The sequence below is a fragment of the Marivirga aurantiaca genome, assembly GCF_016679925.1.
Classification (GTDB): domain Bacteria; phylum Bacteroidota; class Bacteroidia; order Cytophagales; family Cyclobacteriaceae; genus Marivirga; species Marivirga aurantiaca.
Map to the genome: position 1 here is coordinate 58,252 of NZ_JAEQBW010000002.1, position 17,514 is coordinate 75,765.

A 17,514-nucleotide genomic window follows, 5' to 3' on the forward strand; every position below is an offset into this window, starting at 1 on the left:
TTAGATAAAACTCAATTTTATGGTATTTAGAATGACAAGCTTAGTTCCAAAGTTTATAAAGAGATCAGCCTTCAACTTTTTTAAAAGAGAACTTTTGCAATTAAGGATACAGGAAGAAGATAAAATACCTAAATATAATTTCACAGATCAACTTTTATTAAATGCTAGATTACTACCAACTCGCTTAGAATTACTCAAACTACTGCCTGAAAATGGAATTGTGGCTGAATTAGGTGTTGATCAGGGACGCTTTTCAAAACTTATCCTAAAGGAGTGTAAGCCAAAAAAACTACATTTAGTTGATTTTTGGGGTACTAATAGATATAATCAAAAAAAACGAAAATTAGTAGAAGAAACTTTCAATAGCGAAATTAAATCAGGTAAAATTGAGATAAACCTTGGTTTATCAGTTGAGGTTGTAAGTGAGTTTTCTGATAAATACTTTGATTGGGTCTATATAGATACTGGTCATAGCTATAAGGTAACCTATCAAGAATTAGTAGCTTACAGAAATAAGGTTAAAGAAAATGGTATTTTAGCTGGACATGATTTTGTGAGATGGTCGAGGGATGGATTCAGTAGGTTTGGTGTTATGGAAGCAGTGTCTGAATTTTGTATTAAATATGATTGGGAACTTATTTATTTGACTATGGAAAATGACAACAATCCTAGTTTTGCTATTAAAAGTAGGGGGTAGTTACAATTATAATTTAAAGTATATAATATTTTATTGAATTTAGCTCCTAAACAATCACTATCATTACGGAGTGCTGCACACTCTGCTGTTGATGAAGCCCTTTCAGGACTTAAGAGGACTTGTCCTAAGATAGGTCTACACAAAAAAGGATTGTAAATTAAAGTTAAATCTGTAAACTTTTTTAGGACGATTCAAACACTTCAAAACTTCTGCACTCCAAAACCTGTAAACCTCGAAACCAGCTAGCTCCTACCTAAACACTTCCTCACCTCAACACATTAACCCAAACTAGCTAAGCTTTCCTCTAACGTTTTGATCTTCGCTTCAGCATCCGCTTGCTTTTGTTTTTCCATAGCAACCACCTGATCGGGGGCATTGCTTACAAAGCGCTCATTGCTCAGTTTTTTGGTCACGCTGTTTAAAAAGCCTTTAGTATAATCTAACTCTTTTTGCAGTTCTGCCTTTTCCTTCTCAATATCAATATTGCCTACCATCGGAATAAAGCATTCGTCTGACTTAATAAGGAAGCTCAATGCATTGTCGATTTTGTTGTCAGTAAATTCAAGTGATTCTAGGTTTGCCAGTTTATGTATGAAAGAAATATACTTTTCATACACTGCCTGATTATCCGTTTTTACATACAATTTTAAAGCTTCTTTAGGAGAAATTCCTTTAGAAGCTCTGATGTTTCTGATTTGAGTAATTACTTCAAAAGCTACCTGCGCCTCTTTTACTATGTTCTCATCAAAAGGCTGGCTTTCCGGCCAGCTGGAAATAATTAAGGAGTCTTCAGTTTTCCGCTCTTTAATCTGGTGCCACAGTTCTTCTGTTAAGAATGGCATAAACGGATGAAGAATTTTCAAGATATCTTCGAAGAAACCGATGGTTGCTTCATAGCTCTTGCGGTCAATTGGTGCTCCGTAAGCCGGTTTAACCAATTCTAAATACAATGCACAAAAGTCATCCCAGATCAGCTTGTAAGTAGTCATAAGGGCATCAGAAATACGAAATTTGCTGAAATGATCCTCTATCTCAATAATGGTTTGCTCAAAACGTGCTTTGAACCATTCCTGTGCTTTTTGTGAAGCAACAGGAGTATCGGTATCCACAATTTCCCATCCTTTTACCAGACGGAAGGCATTCCAGATTTTATTCCCGAAATTCCATCCCTGCTCACATAATTTAACATCGAATAAAAGATCATTTCCGGCAGCGGAAGAGAGCAATAAACCTGCTCTTACGCCATCTGCACCATGATTTTTAATCAAATCCAGTGGGTCAGGTGAATTGCCCAATTGCTTAGACATTTTGCGGCCCTGTGTATCACGCACTATACCTGTGAGGTAAACATTGTTAAAAGGTTTTTTGCCTGTATATTCATAACCTGCAATGGCCATTCTGGCTACCCAGAAAAACAAAATATCCGGACCAGTTACCAAATCATTGGTAGGGTAGTAGTATTTGAAATCTTCATTTTCAGGATTTTTAAATCCATCAAAAACAGACATTGGCCATAACCATGAGCTGAACCAGGTATCCAATACATCTTCATCCTGCTTCAGGTCCTGCAACGTAAGGGAATTATCCCCCATTTTTTCTTTCGCCAAAGCTAAAGCTTCCTCATCTGTTTTGGCCACTACAAATTCACCATTCGGCAAGTGGTAAGCAGGAATCTGTTGTCCCCACCAAAGCTGACGGGAAATACACCAATCACGCACATTTTCCATCCAGTGCTTATAGGTATTTTTAAATTTGGAAGGAATGAGCTGAATATTGTCATTCATCACATTTTCGTAAGCAGGCTTTACCAACTCTTCCATTTTCACAAACCATTGCATGGAAAGCTTAGGCTCAATTACTGCATTGGTACGTTCCGAATGTCCCACATTGCTGGTGTAATCTTCTTCTTTTTCCAGCAAATCCTCAGCTTTTAACAGCTTGGCAATTTTCTTTCTGGCAATAAATCTGTCTTCACCTATTAAAATCTGTGCTTTTTCATTTAAAGTACCATTGTCATTGATGATATCAATTACAGGTAATTGATGGCGTAAGCCGATTTCGTAATCATTAATATCATGTGCCGGTGTTACTTTTAGGCAACCTGTACCAAATTCCATATCTACATACTCATCTTCAACAATAGGTATGCTTTTGTTGATTAGTGGAATAATGGCTCTTTTTCCTTTCAAATGTTTGAAACGTGCATCATTGGGATTAATACATATAGCTGCATCGGCCATAATGGTTTCAGGTCGGGTAGTGGCAATTACTAAATAGTCCTGCGTACCTTCAATCTGGTATTTTATGTGGTATAGTTTAGAATTTACTTCTTTAAAAATAACTTCATCATCTGCTAAAGCTGTTTTTCCTTCCGGATCCCAGTTCACCATTCGGATGCCACGGTAGATGTATCCTTTTTTGTATAAATCTACAAACACTTCAATTACAGCTGCAGAAAGGTCTTCCTCCATTGTAAAGCGCTCTCGGTCCCAATCGCAGGAAGCCCCCAATTTTTTTAGTTGCTGAAGGATGATACCTCCATATTTTTCCTTCCACTCCCATGCGTGTTTCATGAATTCTTCACGGGAAATATCACTTTTTTTAATGCCTTTTTCCTTCAGTAAGTTGACTACTTTGGCTTCTGTGGCAATGGAAGCATGATCTGTTCCAGGTACCCAGCAGGCTTCTTTGCCCTGCATTCTGGCGCGTCTGATCAGTACATCCTGAATGGTATTGTTCAGCATATGACCCATGTGCAACTGGCCTGTTACATTGGGAGGAGGGATTACGATGGTGTAAGGCTCTTTATTTTTATCTGGTTTGGAGGCGAAGAACTTGTGGTCCATCCAGTATTTGTACCATTTGTCTTCTATTTCCGTAGGATCGTATTTTGTAGCCAGTGACATGCGTATTTCTTTTTAAGGTAACCAATTTAAGCTCGCAAAATTAAGGAAATTATGCATGTTTTTCTATTTTTTTGAGAATGTCTTTGCGAACAAATGATAAGAATGCTATTGTTGATAGGGATCGTTTCTTCCGAAAACTTTCGGAATCATGAAGACATTCTAAGAGGTCTTACTTGCAAAGAGAAACGTAATGTAATCCTTACATAATCTTAGAACGTCCTTGCGAACGCAGTGAAGCAAACTTTCTTTAGAAGCCTTTAGGCCGATTCTCAATCGATCCTGTTTGTATAAAACAGATCAATCCATTCAGGATTTTCTTGATTTATTAAATCAAGCTTTTTCTGCCTGGATCCGGCTTTAATTTGTTTTTCACGTGCTATAGCTTCTATGATAGAGCTGAATCTTTCAAAATACACCAATTTATCAACTTTATACCTGAAAGTAAATCCTTTATTAAGTTTCTCTTTATGCTCAGTCACTCTACGTCTTATATTATTGGTTACTCCAGTATAAAGAACAGTGTTATTCCTATTGGTAAGGATATAAATAAAGTAATTGTGGTCCCTCATCCTTTGTACATTAGGATCACTAAGGTAATAATTTCTTCAATCTTTTTGAATAGTATTAAGATAAGGCTGCTTCGCTATAGTTGATAGAGATCGCTTCGTGCCTCGCGAAGACATTCTAATAATATTTTCATTAAAAGAAAATCGTAAAGCAGTCCTAACATATTCTTAGAATGTCTTTGCGAACGCATGTGAAGTAATCTTTCTGCCCTCTCCCTATCCTTAGTCTTCAGCGCAGCGGACTAAGGATTTGCAAATAGAAGTGAGTCTTCGGCTCATTGATAATTCTAATACACCAGTTTTTTTCCAAGCCTCCCAAATCTAAACTTACTGGTAATTGCGAACATTCAATTCTGACTTTAGGGCAGAATTAATGTGCGGCAATCTTTTCCATATGAAATGAGCATAAATTTTAGAATCCTTAACATACCAACCGAGGATGAATAAAATTTATTGAATTCCATAGCCTGCCCCGACTAAATCGGGGTGACCATTTACAATAAACTTATACACATGAAATATCAAATCATGTAAAAGATTCCTTCGTGCATTGGAATAACCATAAGGTTCAGTTGAGTTGTTAATAAAGCCTCTGATGGATGGTACGTGAGACACGTACCATGGCTTACAGCGGTGAAATTCTAGTCTCTCTTCCTTTAGTTGTGGTGCAGTAACTACCGGATTGTCCAATTAATTAATTGGATACTTAGACTAATTGTTGTGATTCTCTCTCTATCCTTAGTCTTCAGCGCAGCGGACTAAGGATATACAAATAGAAGTGAGTCTGAGACTCATTTATTCCTTTACTTCCCTTTAAACTCAGGTTTTCTTTTATCAATAAAGGCATTCATCCCTTCTGTTTGATCTTCGGAAGCAAAAGTGAGGTAGAAATTTTTTCTCTCAAAATGCAATCCTTCATCCAAATGAGTTTCAAAAGTTCGGTTGACAGATTCCTTAGCTAGTTTTACTGCTACCGGGGATAATTCAGCAATTTGCTCGGCTAGTTCTATAGCAGCGTCCAAATACATTTCTACGGGAACAACTTTATTGATCAGTCCGTATTTCTCCGCTTCTTCAGCACCGATAAACTTCCCGGTCAATACCATTTCCATTGCTTTTGCCTTGCCTATGGCTCTAGTTAGTCTTTGTGTACCACCTGCACCGGGCATAACCCCGATTTTTATTTCCGGCTGACCGAATTTAGCAGATTCCGAAGCTACAATCATGTCGCAAGTCATGGCTAATTCACAACCGCCACCCAAAGCAAAGCCTGATACAGCCGCAATGATTGGTTTTTTTGTTTTTTTGATCTGGTCCCAGGTGCTGAATTGATCGACATTAAGCATGTCGATAGCAGTTTTACCAGCCATTTGTTTAATATCGGCTCCTGCGGCAAAAGCTTTTTCATTCCCTGTTAACACAATAACCCGCACCTCATCATTGTCATCCAGTGCTTTAAGAGTATCTCTTAACTCTCCCATTAACTGTAAGTTTAAGGCATTCAATTCTTTAGGCCTGTTTAAAGTAATGAGTGCAATATGTTTTTTATAGCTGATGTTGAGTTTTATAAATTCCATACTGTAAAGATAAAAAGCAGATAAGCATAAAAAAGAAGTAGACACAAAAAAAGCTCTCTTTTTTCAAAGAAAGCTTTTAATGTTAAACAGGTGTATGAATAAAATTTGTGTGTTTGTATAGGTACATACATCTCACAAGTAAAAAGTAACCCCTGTCATCTGAAATAAGTTGACAATTTATAAAATAGCAATTAACAAGGATGTGCTTTCTCTTTCTCCCGTTCCGGGGTCTGTGGCTCACAGACCTTCCAAAGGGCGCCTATAATTTGGTTTGAAAGGGTATCTCCTGAAATAAGTTGACAATTACATCAATAAACAATTAACGAGGATGTATTTCAATACGAAATGGTCGGTGTGGAAGTAATTGCCAGAAAGCAAAAAAGTCTTCTTTTTTCAAAGAAGACTTTAATGTTAAACAGGTGTATGAATAAAATTTGTGTGTTTGTGTAGGTATATACATCTCACAAGTAAAAAGTAACCCCTGTTATCTGAAAAATATCATTTTTTTTGCCTGCCAATTAGCACCCAATTCGCCAAAGTTTGTGTCCTCACAAACTTCCTGCTAATCGAGGAGATGTATTCAGGAAACCATGCTCAGGCTCCTTTCCAAAGCTAAAGTCACAAAAGGCTTCTGACGGTTGTTTGCCGGCTCTTACAACCGTCTGACGCCTTCGTGGAAAATTTGTGTTTAATAAAGCCATAAAAGTTATCTCCTGAAATAAGTTGACAATCACATAAAATAAACAATTGACAATGATGTGCTTCAATAAAATATGGTTGCGGAACCAGTTATCAGAAAGCAAAAAAGTCTTCTTTTTTCAAAGAAGACTTTAATGTTAAACAGGTGTATGAATAAAATTTGTGTGTTTGTATAGGTATATACTTTTCGCAAGGAAAAAGTAACCCCTGTTACCTAAATAAATATTATTTTTTTTGTAAAGCCTATTTTCATTGTTTTAAGAGGGGTTTTCCCCTTCTTCCGTCCAAGGTTTGTGGCTCACAAACCTTCGAAGACCTTTTTAGAAAGTATGGAAAGTTGGGTTGCTATTAAAAAAGAAAAGGACGATTTTTACCGTCCTTTTAGTTCTATAATAAAATTAGTATCTGAACTTTCTCAAATATTAATATTAAGCCAATGCTTTTTTCATAGTCTCCCCAATATCAGCAGGAGATTGTACCACGAAAATACCACACTCGTCCATGATCTTCATTTTAGCTTCAGCGGTATCATCTTTCCCTCCAATAATAGCACCAGCATGACCCATTCTTCTTCCGGCAGGGGCCGTTTTCCCAGCAATGAAACCTACAACAGGTTTTTTGTTGCCATTTTCCTTGATCCAACGAGCAGCTTCCGCTTCATAATTTCCTCCAATCTCACCAATCATTACAATTGCGTCAGTTTCATCATCTTCCATCAACATTTTCACAGCTTCTTTTGTAGGTGTACCAATGATGGGGTCACCACCGATACCAATAGCTGTAGAAATACCGAAACCTGCTTTTACGATTTGATCGGCAGCTTCGTAAGTTAAGGTTCCTGATTTGGAAACAATACCTATTCTTCCTTTTTTGAATACAAAACCTGGCATAATACCCACTTTCGCTTCTCCCGGAGTAATAACACCAGGGCAGTTAGGACCTATTAACACCAAATCTTTACCTTGAATATAGGTTTTAGCCTGCATCATATCTTTTACAGGAATTCCTTCAGTAATAGTGATGATCACTTTTATGCCTGCGTCAGCGGCTTCCATGATAGCATCAGCTGCAAATGCAGGGGGCACAAAAATAATAGAAACATTAGCTCCAGCTTTTTCAACTGCTTCAGCAACAGTATTAAATACTGGCTTGCCCAAATGAGTTTGACCACCTTTTCCAGGAGTAACCCCACCTACAATGTTTGTACCGTATTCAATCATTTGTTCAGCATGAAAAGTGCCTTCTGAACCGGTAAAACCCTGAACTATAACTTTGGAATCTTTATTTACTAAAACGCTCATTAATACTCATTTTTAAGTTTGTGCAAAAATAGAAGAAATGACCGCATTACCCAAGCAAAATCTTGTATATGTGTATTTAATCGTAAAAATACAAGATAGCTTGAAATTCACCGGAGACTTAGCCAGAAATGAGCTAAAGAAGTAACAGTCATAAGGCAGGAACGTTAAAAATAAATTCATGTTTTAGGGAGGAAATAGAGGAGAGCAATGTGATGTTTTATGAATTCTTACTAGAAAAGGCAATTTGTAATGAAATCATATAACTTGCCACCAGCCAGGAAATATAAAAGAAAAATGGACGAGACTATAATTAAGCATACAAGTAGATGATTCCACAGGAAATAATAAAGGTTATTAATCATTTCTTTTCCTCAAAGAATATAGCATTTGAATATGTTTCAGGTGGGAGTATCAATCAGGCATTTCGTTTTTCGATTAATGAATCTTCATATTTTCTGAAATTTAATAATGCCAATCAATATCCTGACATCATTCAATCTGAAGTAGAGGGTTTAAAAGCCATTACAAAAACCGGCACTATTCAGGTTCCAAAAATAATTTTCTTTGAAAGGGTAGAAAACTATGAAGTTCTGGTACTTCCATTCATTCGGGAAGAACATCCTACTGATCAATTATGGGAGAATTTCGCCATTTCATTAGCTAATATGCACCGTCAGCCTGCTAAATATTTCGGTTGGGAAAGGGATAACTACATTGGCAGTTTGCCACAAAGTAACACCAGGTGTAATAATTTTCTTACTTTCTTTAAAGAAGAAAGATTACAAAGTCAAATAGACTTGGCTAATCGAAGTGGTTTATTAAGTAAGTCTGATAATGAGGCTTTTGAATCGTTGTTTAAAATGCTGGAACAAATTATTCCCGATGCATCTCCTTCCTTGGTACATGGAGATTTATGGAGTGGCAATTTCCTGGCAGGTGAGGGGCAGACACCTTATTTGATTGATCCTTCCATTCAATATAGTTTCAGGGAAACGGACTTGGCATTTACCCATCTCTTTGGTGGGTTCGGAAAAAGATTCTACGAGGCCTATGAAAATAGCTTTCCTTTGGTGCCGGATTTCCACGAAAGAATTGCTATCTATAATTTATATCCCCTTTTAGTCCACCTGAATTTATTTGGCAGCTCTTATTTATCATCTATTAGATCTACCCTCCGGAAATTCTCCTGATTTTAACTGTCCCATTATCGCATATTCGACTGTACGGTTGTGAACACTTCTCTAAAATCTATTTTTGAAAATAGCCTTTTAAATCGTTTAGAAGCTGATTTGCAACTATGGAATATTTGGCAGCGTCTTAGCTATAGAATAAGAAAAAAACATAAAAATTAAAATCATGAAAAATTTAAGAACCTCCGCAAAAGTTAGTTTGATGATTCTGGCAATGGGCATCATCAGTAGTGTACAAGTAATGGCGAACGAAACATCAATTTCTGATAAAGAGAAAAAGGAAGCTAAATATTTAGCTGAATTGAAAGCTGAATCTGAGTTGGATAAAATGGGAAGAGAATTGGTAGAAGCTGGTGTGATTCTATGTGACAATATAACTATTGTAAAAATACTTGATGAAAAGGATGAAATAATTTATCAAGGTGAGCTGAATGCTTTTGATACTCAAGACCCTGAACTTAAAAAATGGATGGGCAGAGCTGACTTTTTATTGAACGTTGATAACACCTCTTTTTATAAAATATTCTAAAGGTTTCAATGCAACATATCGAAGAGCAGTGTTAATCCAACAGGGTTAACAAACAAGGCATGGATTTTTCCATGCCTTGTTTGTTGTAAGGGTTTTTTGCTTTGTATAAACAGTTACAAAAAACAAGTAGCCGGATAAGCAAAACCTGGCAACGAAGTTTAGCCAACAGATTGCTTTACATGAATTCCGTTGGCACGGAATAGCATGCTCGCAATAACCAATGGGAGCAAATCCCGGTACCGAACCTTGGTCTGACCTAAGTGCGGGTTATCGGCTCCGGTCAGACGGTTCCAAACCGTCAGAAACGGTGGGTAGCTAGCTTTTCCTCTTTCCGATTTGCTATTAGCTTTCCTCACAAACTTTCTGCTAATCGAGGAGGTATATTCAGGAAACCAGGCTCAGGCTCCTTTCCAAAGCTGAAGTCACAAAAGGCTTCTGACGGTTGTTTGTCGGTTCTTACAACTGTCTGACGCCTCCCCGGACAATTTGATTTTAATAAAGCAGACCCATGTTCGTTTGAGACTGCACAAATATTTTTGAGTAACTGGACAGATGTTAAGTACAGAAAAACTAAAAAAAATAGCCCGCACTTTGGGCACGAGCTATCAATAGGTTCAACTTTTTGTTAATTATTTAAACTTAGGATGTTTCTCCCCAGGGAAATTTTTCTCGAAGAAATCACCATAATCTCTGATGGTATTTTTCATATCCTTCCTCAGCCATATAATTCCAATTAAGTTAGGAATAGTCATCAAAGCAATAGTTATGGCCGATAATGTCCAAATAATGGTAGTATCCTGGAAAGAGGCAAAGAAAAATGCCACTACATAAACTATTCTATAGTAAACCACTGATTTGGTTCCAAATAAATAAGTCATTGCCCGATCCCCATAGTAGGACCAGCTAATAGCTGTACTGAAAGCAAACAGTAAAAGACCAATGGCAACAATATATTGTCCCCAGTCGCCAAAGTACCCTTGGTTAAAAGCCAGCGCTGTAAGTGGTGAACTGTGCACTAAAGATTGGCCAATAATTTTCAATGGCGTATCATCACTTATGTTCCCATTTTGTATATTGATAGAGCCTGTAAAAAGTTCATCCACTAATAACCCTTCATTTTTATAGATGGTCACGCTATCTGCAAAACTTCGTGCATGAATAAATGTAAATTCATTGGTATTGGTAATCTTGCCATTTTCCACCTCTATTGCACCTGAATATCTTGCTAATTTTTCTTCATCGTTAAGGTGATTGTAAATCTTCTGAACATGTTCAGGATTGTCTTCGGTGAATTGTTTGGACAATAGTTCAATTTCGGAATATTCAAATTGATTGATATGCTTTTGATTCCATACTCCTGATGACAGTAGTACTAATCCTGTTACTGTACAAATAATGATGGTGTCAATAAATGGCTCTAATATAGCCACCATACCTTCTGATAAAGGCTCATTTGCCTTGGCCGATGCGTGTGCAATAGGGGCTGATCCCTGTCCGGCTTCATTTGAAAACAAACCTCTGTTTACTCCTCTGTTAAAAGCGAATGCTAAGTTAGCACCAATAAAACCTCCTGTTGCGGCTGATCCGGTAAAGATATCTCCAAAAATAGCTATTAATGAAGGGATAATGTTTTCAGCATTGTAAAAGATTACGGCAAAGGCTCCAATGAAATAAATGATTGCCATTCCCGGTACCAGTTTAGAAGTAACGGCAGCAATTCTTTTAATGCCACCAATAATTACTAATCCGAGTAGAACAGCCAATACAGCTCCCGTTATCATCTGATCTAAGCCAAAAGTAGCTAATAAGGTACTGGAGATACTGTTGATTTGAGGCAAACTACCTGTTCCAAAGGACGAAAGTACAGTTGCAAAAGCAAAAATAGCAGCTAACCATTTTAAGTTCACCTTCTTGCCCCTCAATTTAAATGTAGCATTCCTCATATAATACATTGGTCCACCAGCCATACTGCCATCATCCAGCTTGGTACGGTACTTATGGGATAGAGCTACTTCCACAAACTTAGTACACATACCCAATACGGCCGTAATCAACATCCAGAATAAGGCAGCGGGACCTCCAAGGTGAATGGCAAAGGCCACCCCGGCAATATTACCGGTACCTACAGTACCTGAAAGTGCAGTCGCCAGAGCCTGAAAGTGGGAAGTGTCCCCGGGTAGATCGCTTCTGTCAAACTTTCCGCTTACTATTCGTAAAGCATGCTTGAAAAACCTTATTTGTGGAAATTTTAAATAAATAGTAAAAAACAAACCTGTTCCTAACAAAGCATATGGAAACCAGGTGGCACTACCTATAAAACTATCAATGAAAATGAGGAAATTATTTACTTCTTGCATAAAAAAAAGCTGATATAATATTTTAAATATTCCGAGTTCGGCAAAACTAACAAATATTCTATAAGATTGGCGAATTAACTTTCAAGAATTGTGTAAGTATCGTTTATTTACAGGTAAATCTTTCGTTTTCCTCCTTTTTGTTGCAATAAATACGCCCATTTCAAGGGGAATTGAATTTTTTTCAGAAATGATTGTGGGATTTTTCTCTTTCATTCTAACTATATTTGGCAAATTTTAAATATCAATCCTAATGAAGAACCATTTCCTAAATTTCTTGCTTTCATTCAGTTTAATTTATTTACCAATTGATGTTGTAGCCCAATTTGAACTTGATAGTTTGAAAAATAAGTGGGAAGTGGAAGGGAGGCATGATATAGAGGGGATATATTCTCTTAATAGCAGTAGCAGGACTTACAGTATTGCTTTAGCCAGGGAAAATGATGTTTATAAGTTGGTTTACCTGAGTGGGGATCAGGAAAATTGGCTGTATGGTGATTTAAAAGCCATTGTGGCACCATCCGAAGAGAAAATATATGAAGGGAGATGGAATGCCGGAAGACCTGAAGAACCTTTATTGGAAGATATAAAAATAGTATTCGGTGATAAAAAATTTATTCTGTATTGGTCCGATTGGTCCATTGATGAATTTAGAATGACCTTTCCTGAAAAGGCTGAAAGTAAAACAAATATTAATAAAGCTTTTGATGATGAAATATTTAGGAGGAACAATATTGTGATTCCCATCCAAAAGACTGATTCCGGCCTGGTAGAATTCCCACTCCTTGTCAATGATGTGTTGCAAATTTATGTCAGTATGGACAAAATAAATGCAGATGTTGTTGTCTCAAAAGATATTGCCCAAACGTTGATTCAAACAAGAACATTAGGATACAAAGAATGGGTTGAAGGCAACTTTTATGAGTTTATTGATAAAAATAAACCGTTAAATTCTTCTCACATTTTCCTGATAAAATCACTTAAAGTTGGAAGTGAAGAAATAAATAATGTGAAAGCCGTTATTTCCAAAGACTTATCTCAATCCATGTTGATCAACATAAAATTATTGGAAAAAATAGGCAAGGTAAACATAGATCTGGATAAGGAGTTATTAACAATAACCAAAAAATAAAAAAAATGCTTTATTCATTATTTCTAGCCTTTCAATTATTTCAATATAGTATTCAGGAAACCGAAACAACTGGCACTATCACGGTTGAGGTTAGTGAGTTTAAAAATACTGATGGACATTTACTAATCTCTTTATTTAATTCTGCGGAACATTTTCCTGACAATGCTGAGGAATCATTTAAAAATAAAAAAGTTGAGGTGGATCAAAATAAACTCGAGGTAGTTTTTGAAAATGTGCCTTTTGGTGAGTATGCTCTTGTTTTTCTTCACGATGAAAACGAAAATGGGGAAATGGATACTAACTTTGTTGGGGCACCAAAGGAGGGCTATGGAGCAAGTAATGATGCCGTCAATACTTTTAGCGCACCAAAATATTCGGATGCCAAATTCAATCTAAATAGTAAGACAAAAGAAATATCTTTAAAAGTATTTTACTGATGAAACTAAACTACGTATTTTCTCTACTTGCATTTTTTTCCCTGATGATATCTGCCTGTGATCCTAAAATTGAAGGTAGGGAGAATGATAGCGGATTATGGGCTTATGAAAAAGAGCTGATGGAAAAAGGTAATGATATACCTGTAAAGGAATATAATGAAGCCATCGAAAAGGCATTATCTATAAGAATGCCATGGGTGTATAGCCCAATAAGTATTGCTTTGCGTATTGCGGGCCAGCAGATGGTAAGTTCGGAAGTAAATGTTGCTTCCAAAAGTCTAAGTCCTACTCATTTAATTACTCATGTGGCAGTAATGGTTGAGAAGAAAGAATTACAGGAGGGATTGATTCATGATCAATATTATAGAATTGAATTGAAATTAGGAGGAAGCATATGGCAGGTAACTCAAATCCATAATGCATGGAAATGTAAGGAAGGTAAAGGGCCTCAGGCATTAACCTCTGAACCATGTAAATAAAAAAGATTGACCTGAGTTCGATTGCTATAGAATAGCCGTCCCCGCAAAACGGGGCAGGCTATGCCGGAAAATTAAGACTTACCTTTTCAAAAAAGTCTTAAATTATCCGTGATCTCATGCTAAATATTAATGAGATCACGGATAATTTTCTTTTTTTGAAAAATGTAATCCCGCACGAGCGGGAACGTCCTAATGTAGTTTTACATGAACTTTTAAAATCGAGGTTACTGTTAATTTTTTATTACAACTGGATCCACTCCCAGAACTTAAATTATCCCCAATTCTTTCCCCACTTTGGTAAAAGCCGCAACAGCAGTATCCAAATGTGCTTTTTCATGGCCTGCTGAAAGCTGTACTCTTATACGAGCCTGGCCTTTTGGCACTACAGGAAAGAAGAAGCCAATTACATAAATCCCTTCTTCCAATAGTCTATCTGCAAATTTCTGGGATAGAGCTGCATCATATACCATAATAGGTACAATAGCTGATTCACCATCTTTTATATCAAATCCGGCAGATTTAATTTCTTTTTTAAAGTAGTTGACATTCGATTCTAACTTATCTCTCAATTCTGTGGTGTTGCTTAGTAAATCGAATACTGCTATGGAAGCACCAACAATAGAGGGTGCCAGAGAATTGGAGAAAAGATATGGTCTTGATTTTTGGCGCAACATTTCAATAATTTCTTTTCTGCCACTTGTAAAACCACCCATAGCCCCGCCCAATGCTTTTCCGAGCGTACCTGTAATAATATCTACTCTGCCCATCACATTGTTTAGCTCGTGAGTACCTCTTCCGGTTTTTCCGATAAACCCCGTAGCGTGACAATCATCCACCATTACCAGAGCATTATATTGCTCTGCCAAATCACAAATTTTGTCCAATTGTGCCACATATCCATCCATTGAGAACACTCCATCCGTAACAATTATTTTGCTTTTCGCATCTTTGGCTTGCTTCAATTGCTCTTCCAGGTCAGCCATATCATTATTCTGGTAGCGGTAACGAGCTGCTTTACAAAGTCTTACTCCATCAATAATAGAGGCATGGTTTAATGAATCGGAAATGATTGCATCCTCAGGACCCAGGATAGGTTCAAATACTCCGCCATTGGCATCAAAAGCAGCAGCATATAATATCGTATCTTCAGTACCCAGGAAGCTGGCAATTTTCTCTTCCAGCTCTTTATGAATATCCTGAGTGCCGCAAATAAAGCGAACGGAGGACATGCCAAAGCCATGAGTATCAAGAGTTTTTTTAGCGGCTTCCAATACTTTTGGATGAGAGGAAAGACCCAGGTAGTTATTTGAACAAAAATTAAGCACCTCTTTGCCAGTAGTGGTTTTAATGGACGCACTCTGAGGGGTAGTGATGATCCGTTCCTTTTTATATAAACCTTCTTTCTCCAAAGTTTTAAGGTCTTCTTGTAATCTTTCTTTTAAAGCACCGTACATGATTTTAATTTTTATATGAAATAGAGTTTTTCAGTTGTATTGTTAAGTACAAAGATAAAGGTCGAATGTTGGAAAGAAATACTATTGATGGGAATCTTTATCAATCAAGAGTTACTGCTACCGTAAAGAGTTAACTGCGTTCAACATTAATGGTTTCATCCTCTAAACATTTGGGGATAATTATATCATGAATGGAGCATAGGGTGTTTATTCGGAAAGGAGTCTCATGTACTATTATTCTATTTTTAAGAAAGATAGGTTATTCATATTAAGTAGATCACCTACGTATAAAAACAAGTCAGTTTAAGTGTTTTTTTACAAATAGCCTCATACTAAAAGATACCCTTGATTTTTTTAAATTTTCTAAACACTTATCGAATGGCAATTATCTGAACCTCCTTTGTAATGTTAGATAGCAATCCTGTTTTTGTCTGACTTCAAATCTCTCTAATTTTGCTTTTAAGGTGTATAATGTTAACTAGACAATTTTTAAAATAGTCTGGATTGAATAATTTTTTTAAATTATATGGAGACCATTCGAAATTTAATGAGTAATGTGAGTGATAAGGTGTACACTTTTTTCACAAACAATCCATCACCGATGTTTCTTAAAAATTCAGATTCAGTTGAAGTTCTGGCATATAATAAAGCTTTTATGGAGAACGAATGTGATTATAAGCATTTCGTTTCAGTGTGGAAGCAGGGATATTTTGAACATCATCAGAAGAATACCACTTTAGTAGAGTCCGGTCACGAAAAGGCGCAGTTTCTCACTACAGCTTTAGATGATAATATTTCATTGGTTCAATTGATTCGTTTACCAGTTCAAAGCCATCAAAAAACAGGGAAAGATGATAATAATGAAAAGCATACTTTAAAAAGCGACTCCAGTACTGTGGCCATTGATAAACCAGTAAAAAAAATCTCAAGGACAGGGAATAGATTCAGGAAAATGGCAGAAATAGCTCCCATTGGGGTCGTTTTTACTAATCCTACTTATGATATCTTATGGAGTAATGAAAAATGCCTTCATCTCTTTGGTAGGAATAGCCTTCATAAGACCAATTTTTTGGATGCTATTTACATGGAAAACATTTCTGATTTTTGGGCAAAAATTAAAGAATCCAAAGAGAGGGGTAAGCCTGTTCAATTTAATTTTACTATTAAAAACCTTAAATCGGCTAAAGATATTTATGTCAAATGTTCGGCTTTTGCTGTAGATGATGACCTGGAGTATAAAGAAGGGTATGTGTTTCTTTTGGAGGATAATACAGAAAACACGAATTTTTCCGAAGAAATTACTGAAAGGAATCTTGAGTTAAACCATAGAAATCATGAATTGGATAAGTTTCTTTACAGTGTGTCTCATAACATTCGTGGGCCGGTAGCTTCTTTGCAAGGACTGTTAGAAGTAATAGAAATCTCAGATGTTCAGACAGTTAATCAGTTGAAACATCATTTAAGATTGAATCTGCGCTTATTGAACGCTTTTGTGCAAGATATTAGTAATGTGGCAACCAATATACATACCCATGTTAAAAATAAAGAGCTTAACCTCTATTCCATTGTTGACGAACTATTACATTTCATGGACAATATCTATGAAGTAAATGCTGTAAAGGAAATTACTATTCCTTTTGGTTACACTTTAACAAGTGATGAAGATAGATTATCGATTGTATTGAAAAGTATCTTAAAAAACAGTTTTCAATACAGAGATACAAGGAAAAATGAATTAAACATACACGTGTCAGTTAACAAAAATGAATATTTCCATATAATAACCATACAAGACAACGGTATAGGAATAGCTGAAGAAGTAAAGCCAAAGGTTTTTGACATGTTTTATCGCGGAACAGAACTTTCCACAGGCAATGGAATGGGCTTGCATAATGCAAGGGAAATTCTAAAAAAGATAGGAGGCACCATGAATATTGAAAGCCTGGACAGACACTGGACTAAGGTGAAAATATACTTACCTATTAAGGTTTAAATAAAAATTATTATTCTAATCTTGCTTAAATGTTCCAACATACGAATATTCCTTCAATAGGTTTCAATATGTACTAATTTTTAAGATAATGTTTATTATGTAACATTTTTCACATATAGTGTTTAATTTTTTTTAATGAAAATTAAACAGTTAAACTTTAAATATTTTTGAGGCTATGCATAAACCACATCCTTAAGATA

At 36.3% G+C, this 17,514-nt stretch carries 13 protein-coding genes; 7 read left to right on the forward strand and 6 right to left on the reverse strand.

The genetic code is table 11. The features are described 5' to 3' along the window. Positions 1 to 31: 31 nt before the first annotated feature. Positions 32 to 697 (forward strand): class I SAM-dependent methyltransferase, encoded by a 666-nt coding sequence (locus tag JKA74_RS05760; protein ID WP_236587547.1) that lies wholly within the window; start codon positions 32 to 34, stop codon positions 695 to 697. Positions 698 to 975: 278 nt separating this feature from the next. On the opposite strand, the gene JKA74_RS05765 is transcribed toward JKA74_RS05760, so the two are convergent. The 4 genes from JKA74_RS05765 to sucD all read right to left on the reverse strand — a co-directional run bounded on the left by JKA74_RS05765 (position 976) and on the right by sucD (position 7,746). Beyond that, a complete protein-coding gene (locus JKA74_RS05765; RefSeq protein WP_201430229.1) occupies positions 976 to 3,603 on the reverse strand; it encodes a valine--tRNA ligase in 2,628 nt (875 codons plus the stop codon). A 269-nt stretch (positions 3,604 to 3,872) separates the two neighbouring features. Further along, on the reverse strand, positions 3,873 to 4,172 hold the full coding sequence (locus JKA74_RS05770; protein ID WP_201430230.1) for a GIY-YIG nuclease family protein: 300 nt from the start codon (positions 4,170 to 4,172) through the stop codon (positions 3,873 to 3,875). An 800-nt stretch (positions 4,173 to 4,972) separates the two neighbouring features. Continuing rightward, positions 4,973 to 5,746, reverse strand: coding sequence for an enoyl-CoA hydratase-related protein (locus tag JKA74_RS05775; RefSeq protein ID WP_201430231.1), 774 nt, complete (start codon positions 5,744 to 5,746; stop codon positions 4,973 to 4,975). Positions 5,747 to 6,873: 1,127 nt separating this feature from the next. Beyond that, the gene (gene sucD, locus JKA74_RS05780) at positions 6,874 to 7,746 is read right to left on the reverse strand and encodes a succinate--CoA ligase subunit alpha (protein WP_201430232.1); all 873 of its coding nucleotides are present in this window, start codon (positions 7,744 to 7,746) and stop codon (positions 6,874 to 6,876) included. A gap of 326 nt (positions 7,747 to 8,072) precedes the next feature. Here sucD and JKA74_RS05785 point away from each other — a divergent pair, with 326 nt between their 5' ends. Together JKA74_RS05785 and JKA74_RS05790 are read left to right on the forward strand one after the other, a co-directional pair. Then, complete coding sequence (locus JKA74_RS05785; protein ID WP_201430233.1) at positions 8,073 to 8,936, forward strand: fructosamine kinase family protein; 864 nt, start codon at positions 8,073 to 8,075, stop codon at positions 8,934 to 8,936. A 166-nt stretch (positions 8,937 to 9,102) separates the two neighbouring features. Further along, positions 9,103 to 9,465: a hypothetical protein gene (locus JKA74_RS05790; RefSeq protein WP_201430234.1), complete on the forward strand. Its 363-nt coding sequence runs from the start codon at positions 9,103 to 9,105 to the stop codon at positions 9,463 to 9,465. Positions 9,466 to 10,094: 629 nt separating this feature from the next. On the opposite strand, the gene JKA74_RS05795 is transcribed toward JKA74_RS05790, so the two are convergent. Continuing rightward, positions 10,095 to 11,822 (reverse strand): alanine/glycine:cation symporter family protein, encoded by a 1,728-nt coding sequence (locus JKA74_RS05795; protein ID WP_201430235.1) that lies wholly within the window; start codon positions 11,820 to 11,822, stop codon positions 10,095 to 10,097. Between the two features lie 250 nt (positions 11,823 to 12,072). On the opposite strand from JKA74_RS05795, the gene JKA74_RS05800 reads away from it, so the two are divergent. The 3 genes from JKA74_RS05800 to JKA74_RS05810 are packed head-to-tail and all read left to right on the forward strand — an operon-like array spanning position 12,073 to position 13,867. Then, complete coding sequence (locus tag JKA74_RS05800) at positions 12,073 to 12,951, forward strand: hypothetical protein (RefSeq protein WP_201430236.1); 879 nt, start codon at positions 12,073 to 12,075, stop codon at positions 12,949 to 12,951. Between the two features lie 5 nt (positions 12,952 to 12,956). Continuing rightward, entirely contained in the window at positions 12,957 to 13,388 is a 432-nt protein-coding gene (locus JKA74_RS05805; RefSeq protein ID WP_201430237.1) for a DUF2141 domain-containing protein, read from the forward strand. After that, the gene (locus JKA74_RS05810) at positions 13,388 to 13,867 is read left to right on the forward strand and encodes a hypothetical protein (RefSeq protein ID WP_201430238.1); all 480 of its coding nucleotides are present in this window, start codon (positions 13,388 to 13,390) and stop codon (positions 13,865 to 13,867) included. The genes JKA74_RS05805 and JKA74_RS05810 overlap by 1 nt, the downstream gene beginning before the upstream one ends. A gap of 266 nt (positions 13,868 to 14,133) precedes the next feature. On the opposite strand, the gene kbl is transcribed toward JKA74_RS05810, so the two are convergent. Further along, a complete protein-coding gene (gene kbl / locus JKA74_RS05815; RefSeq protein ID WP_201430239.1) occupies positions 14,134 to 15,321 on the reverse strand; it encodes a glycine C-acetyltransferase in 1,188 nt (395 codons plus the stop codon). A 526-nt stretch (positions 15,322 to 15,847) separates the two neighbouring features. On the opposite strand from kbl, the gene JKA74_RS05820 reads away from it, so the two are divergent. Continuing rightward, a complete protein-coding gene (locus tag JKA74_RS05820) occupies positions 15,848 to 17,314 on the forward strand; it encodes a PAS domain-containing sensor histidine kinase (protein WP_201430240.1) in 1,467 nt (488 codons plus the stop codon). Positions 17,315 to 17,514 lie beyond the last annotated feature (200 nt).

Excerpts from the sequence above, each read along its gene's own strand:
- JKA74_RS05760 (WP_236587547.1), top strand. The coding sequence starts at position 32 with ATGACAAGCTTAGTTCCAAAGTTTATAAAGAGATCAGCCTTCAACTTT.
- JKA74_RS05765 (WP_201430229.1), bottom strand. The coding sequence starts at position 3,603 with ATGTCACTGGCTACAAAATACGATCCTACGGAAATAGAAGACAAATGG.
- JKA74_RS05770 (WP_201430230.1), bottom strand. The coding sequence starts at position 4,172 with ATGAGGGACCACAATTACTTTATTTATATCCTTACCAATAGGAATAAC.
- JKA74_RS05775 (WP_201430231.1), bottom strand. The coding sequence starts at position 5,746 with ATGGAATTTATAAAACTCAACATCAGCTATAAAAAACATATTGCACTC.
- sucD (WP_201430232.1), bottom strand. The coding sequence starts at position 7,746 with ATGAGCGTTTTAGTAAATAAAGATTCCAAAGTTATAGTTCAGGGTTTT.
- JKA74_RS05785 (WP_201430233.1), top strand. The coding sequence starts at position 8,073 with ATGATTCCACAGGAAATAATAAAGGTTATTAATCATTTCTTTTCCTCA.
- JKA74_RS05790 (WP_201430234.1), top strand. The coding sequence starts at position 9,103 with ATGAAAAATTTAAGAACCTCCGCAAAAGTTAGTTTGATGATTCTGGCA.
- JKA74_RS05795 (WP_201430235.1), bottom strand. The coding sequence starts at position 11,822 with ATGCAAGAAGTAAATAATTTCCTCATTTTCATTGATAGTTTTATAGGT.
- JKA74_RS05800 (WP_201430236.1), top strand. The coding sequence starts at position 12,073 with ATGAAGAACCATTTCCTAAATTTCTTGCTTTCATTCAGTTTAATTTAT.
- JKA74_RS05805 (WP_201430237.1), top strand. The coding sequence starts at position 12,957 with ATGCTTTATTCATTATTTCTAGCCTTTCAATTATTTCAATATAGTATT.
- JKA74_RS05810 (WP_201430238.1), top strand. The coding sequence starts at position 13,388 with ATGAAACTAAACTACGTATTTTCTCTACTTGCATTTTTTTCCCTGATG.
- kbl (WP_201430239.1), bottom strand. The coding sequence starts at position 15,321 with ATGTACGGTGCTTTAAAAGAAAGATTACAAGAAGACCTTAAAACTTTG.
- JKA74_RS05820 (WP_201430240.1), top strand. The coding sequence starts at position 15,848 with ATGGAGACCATTCGAAATTTAATGAGTAATGTGAGTGATAAGGTGTAC.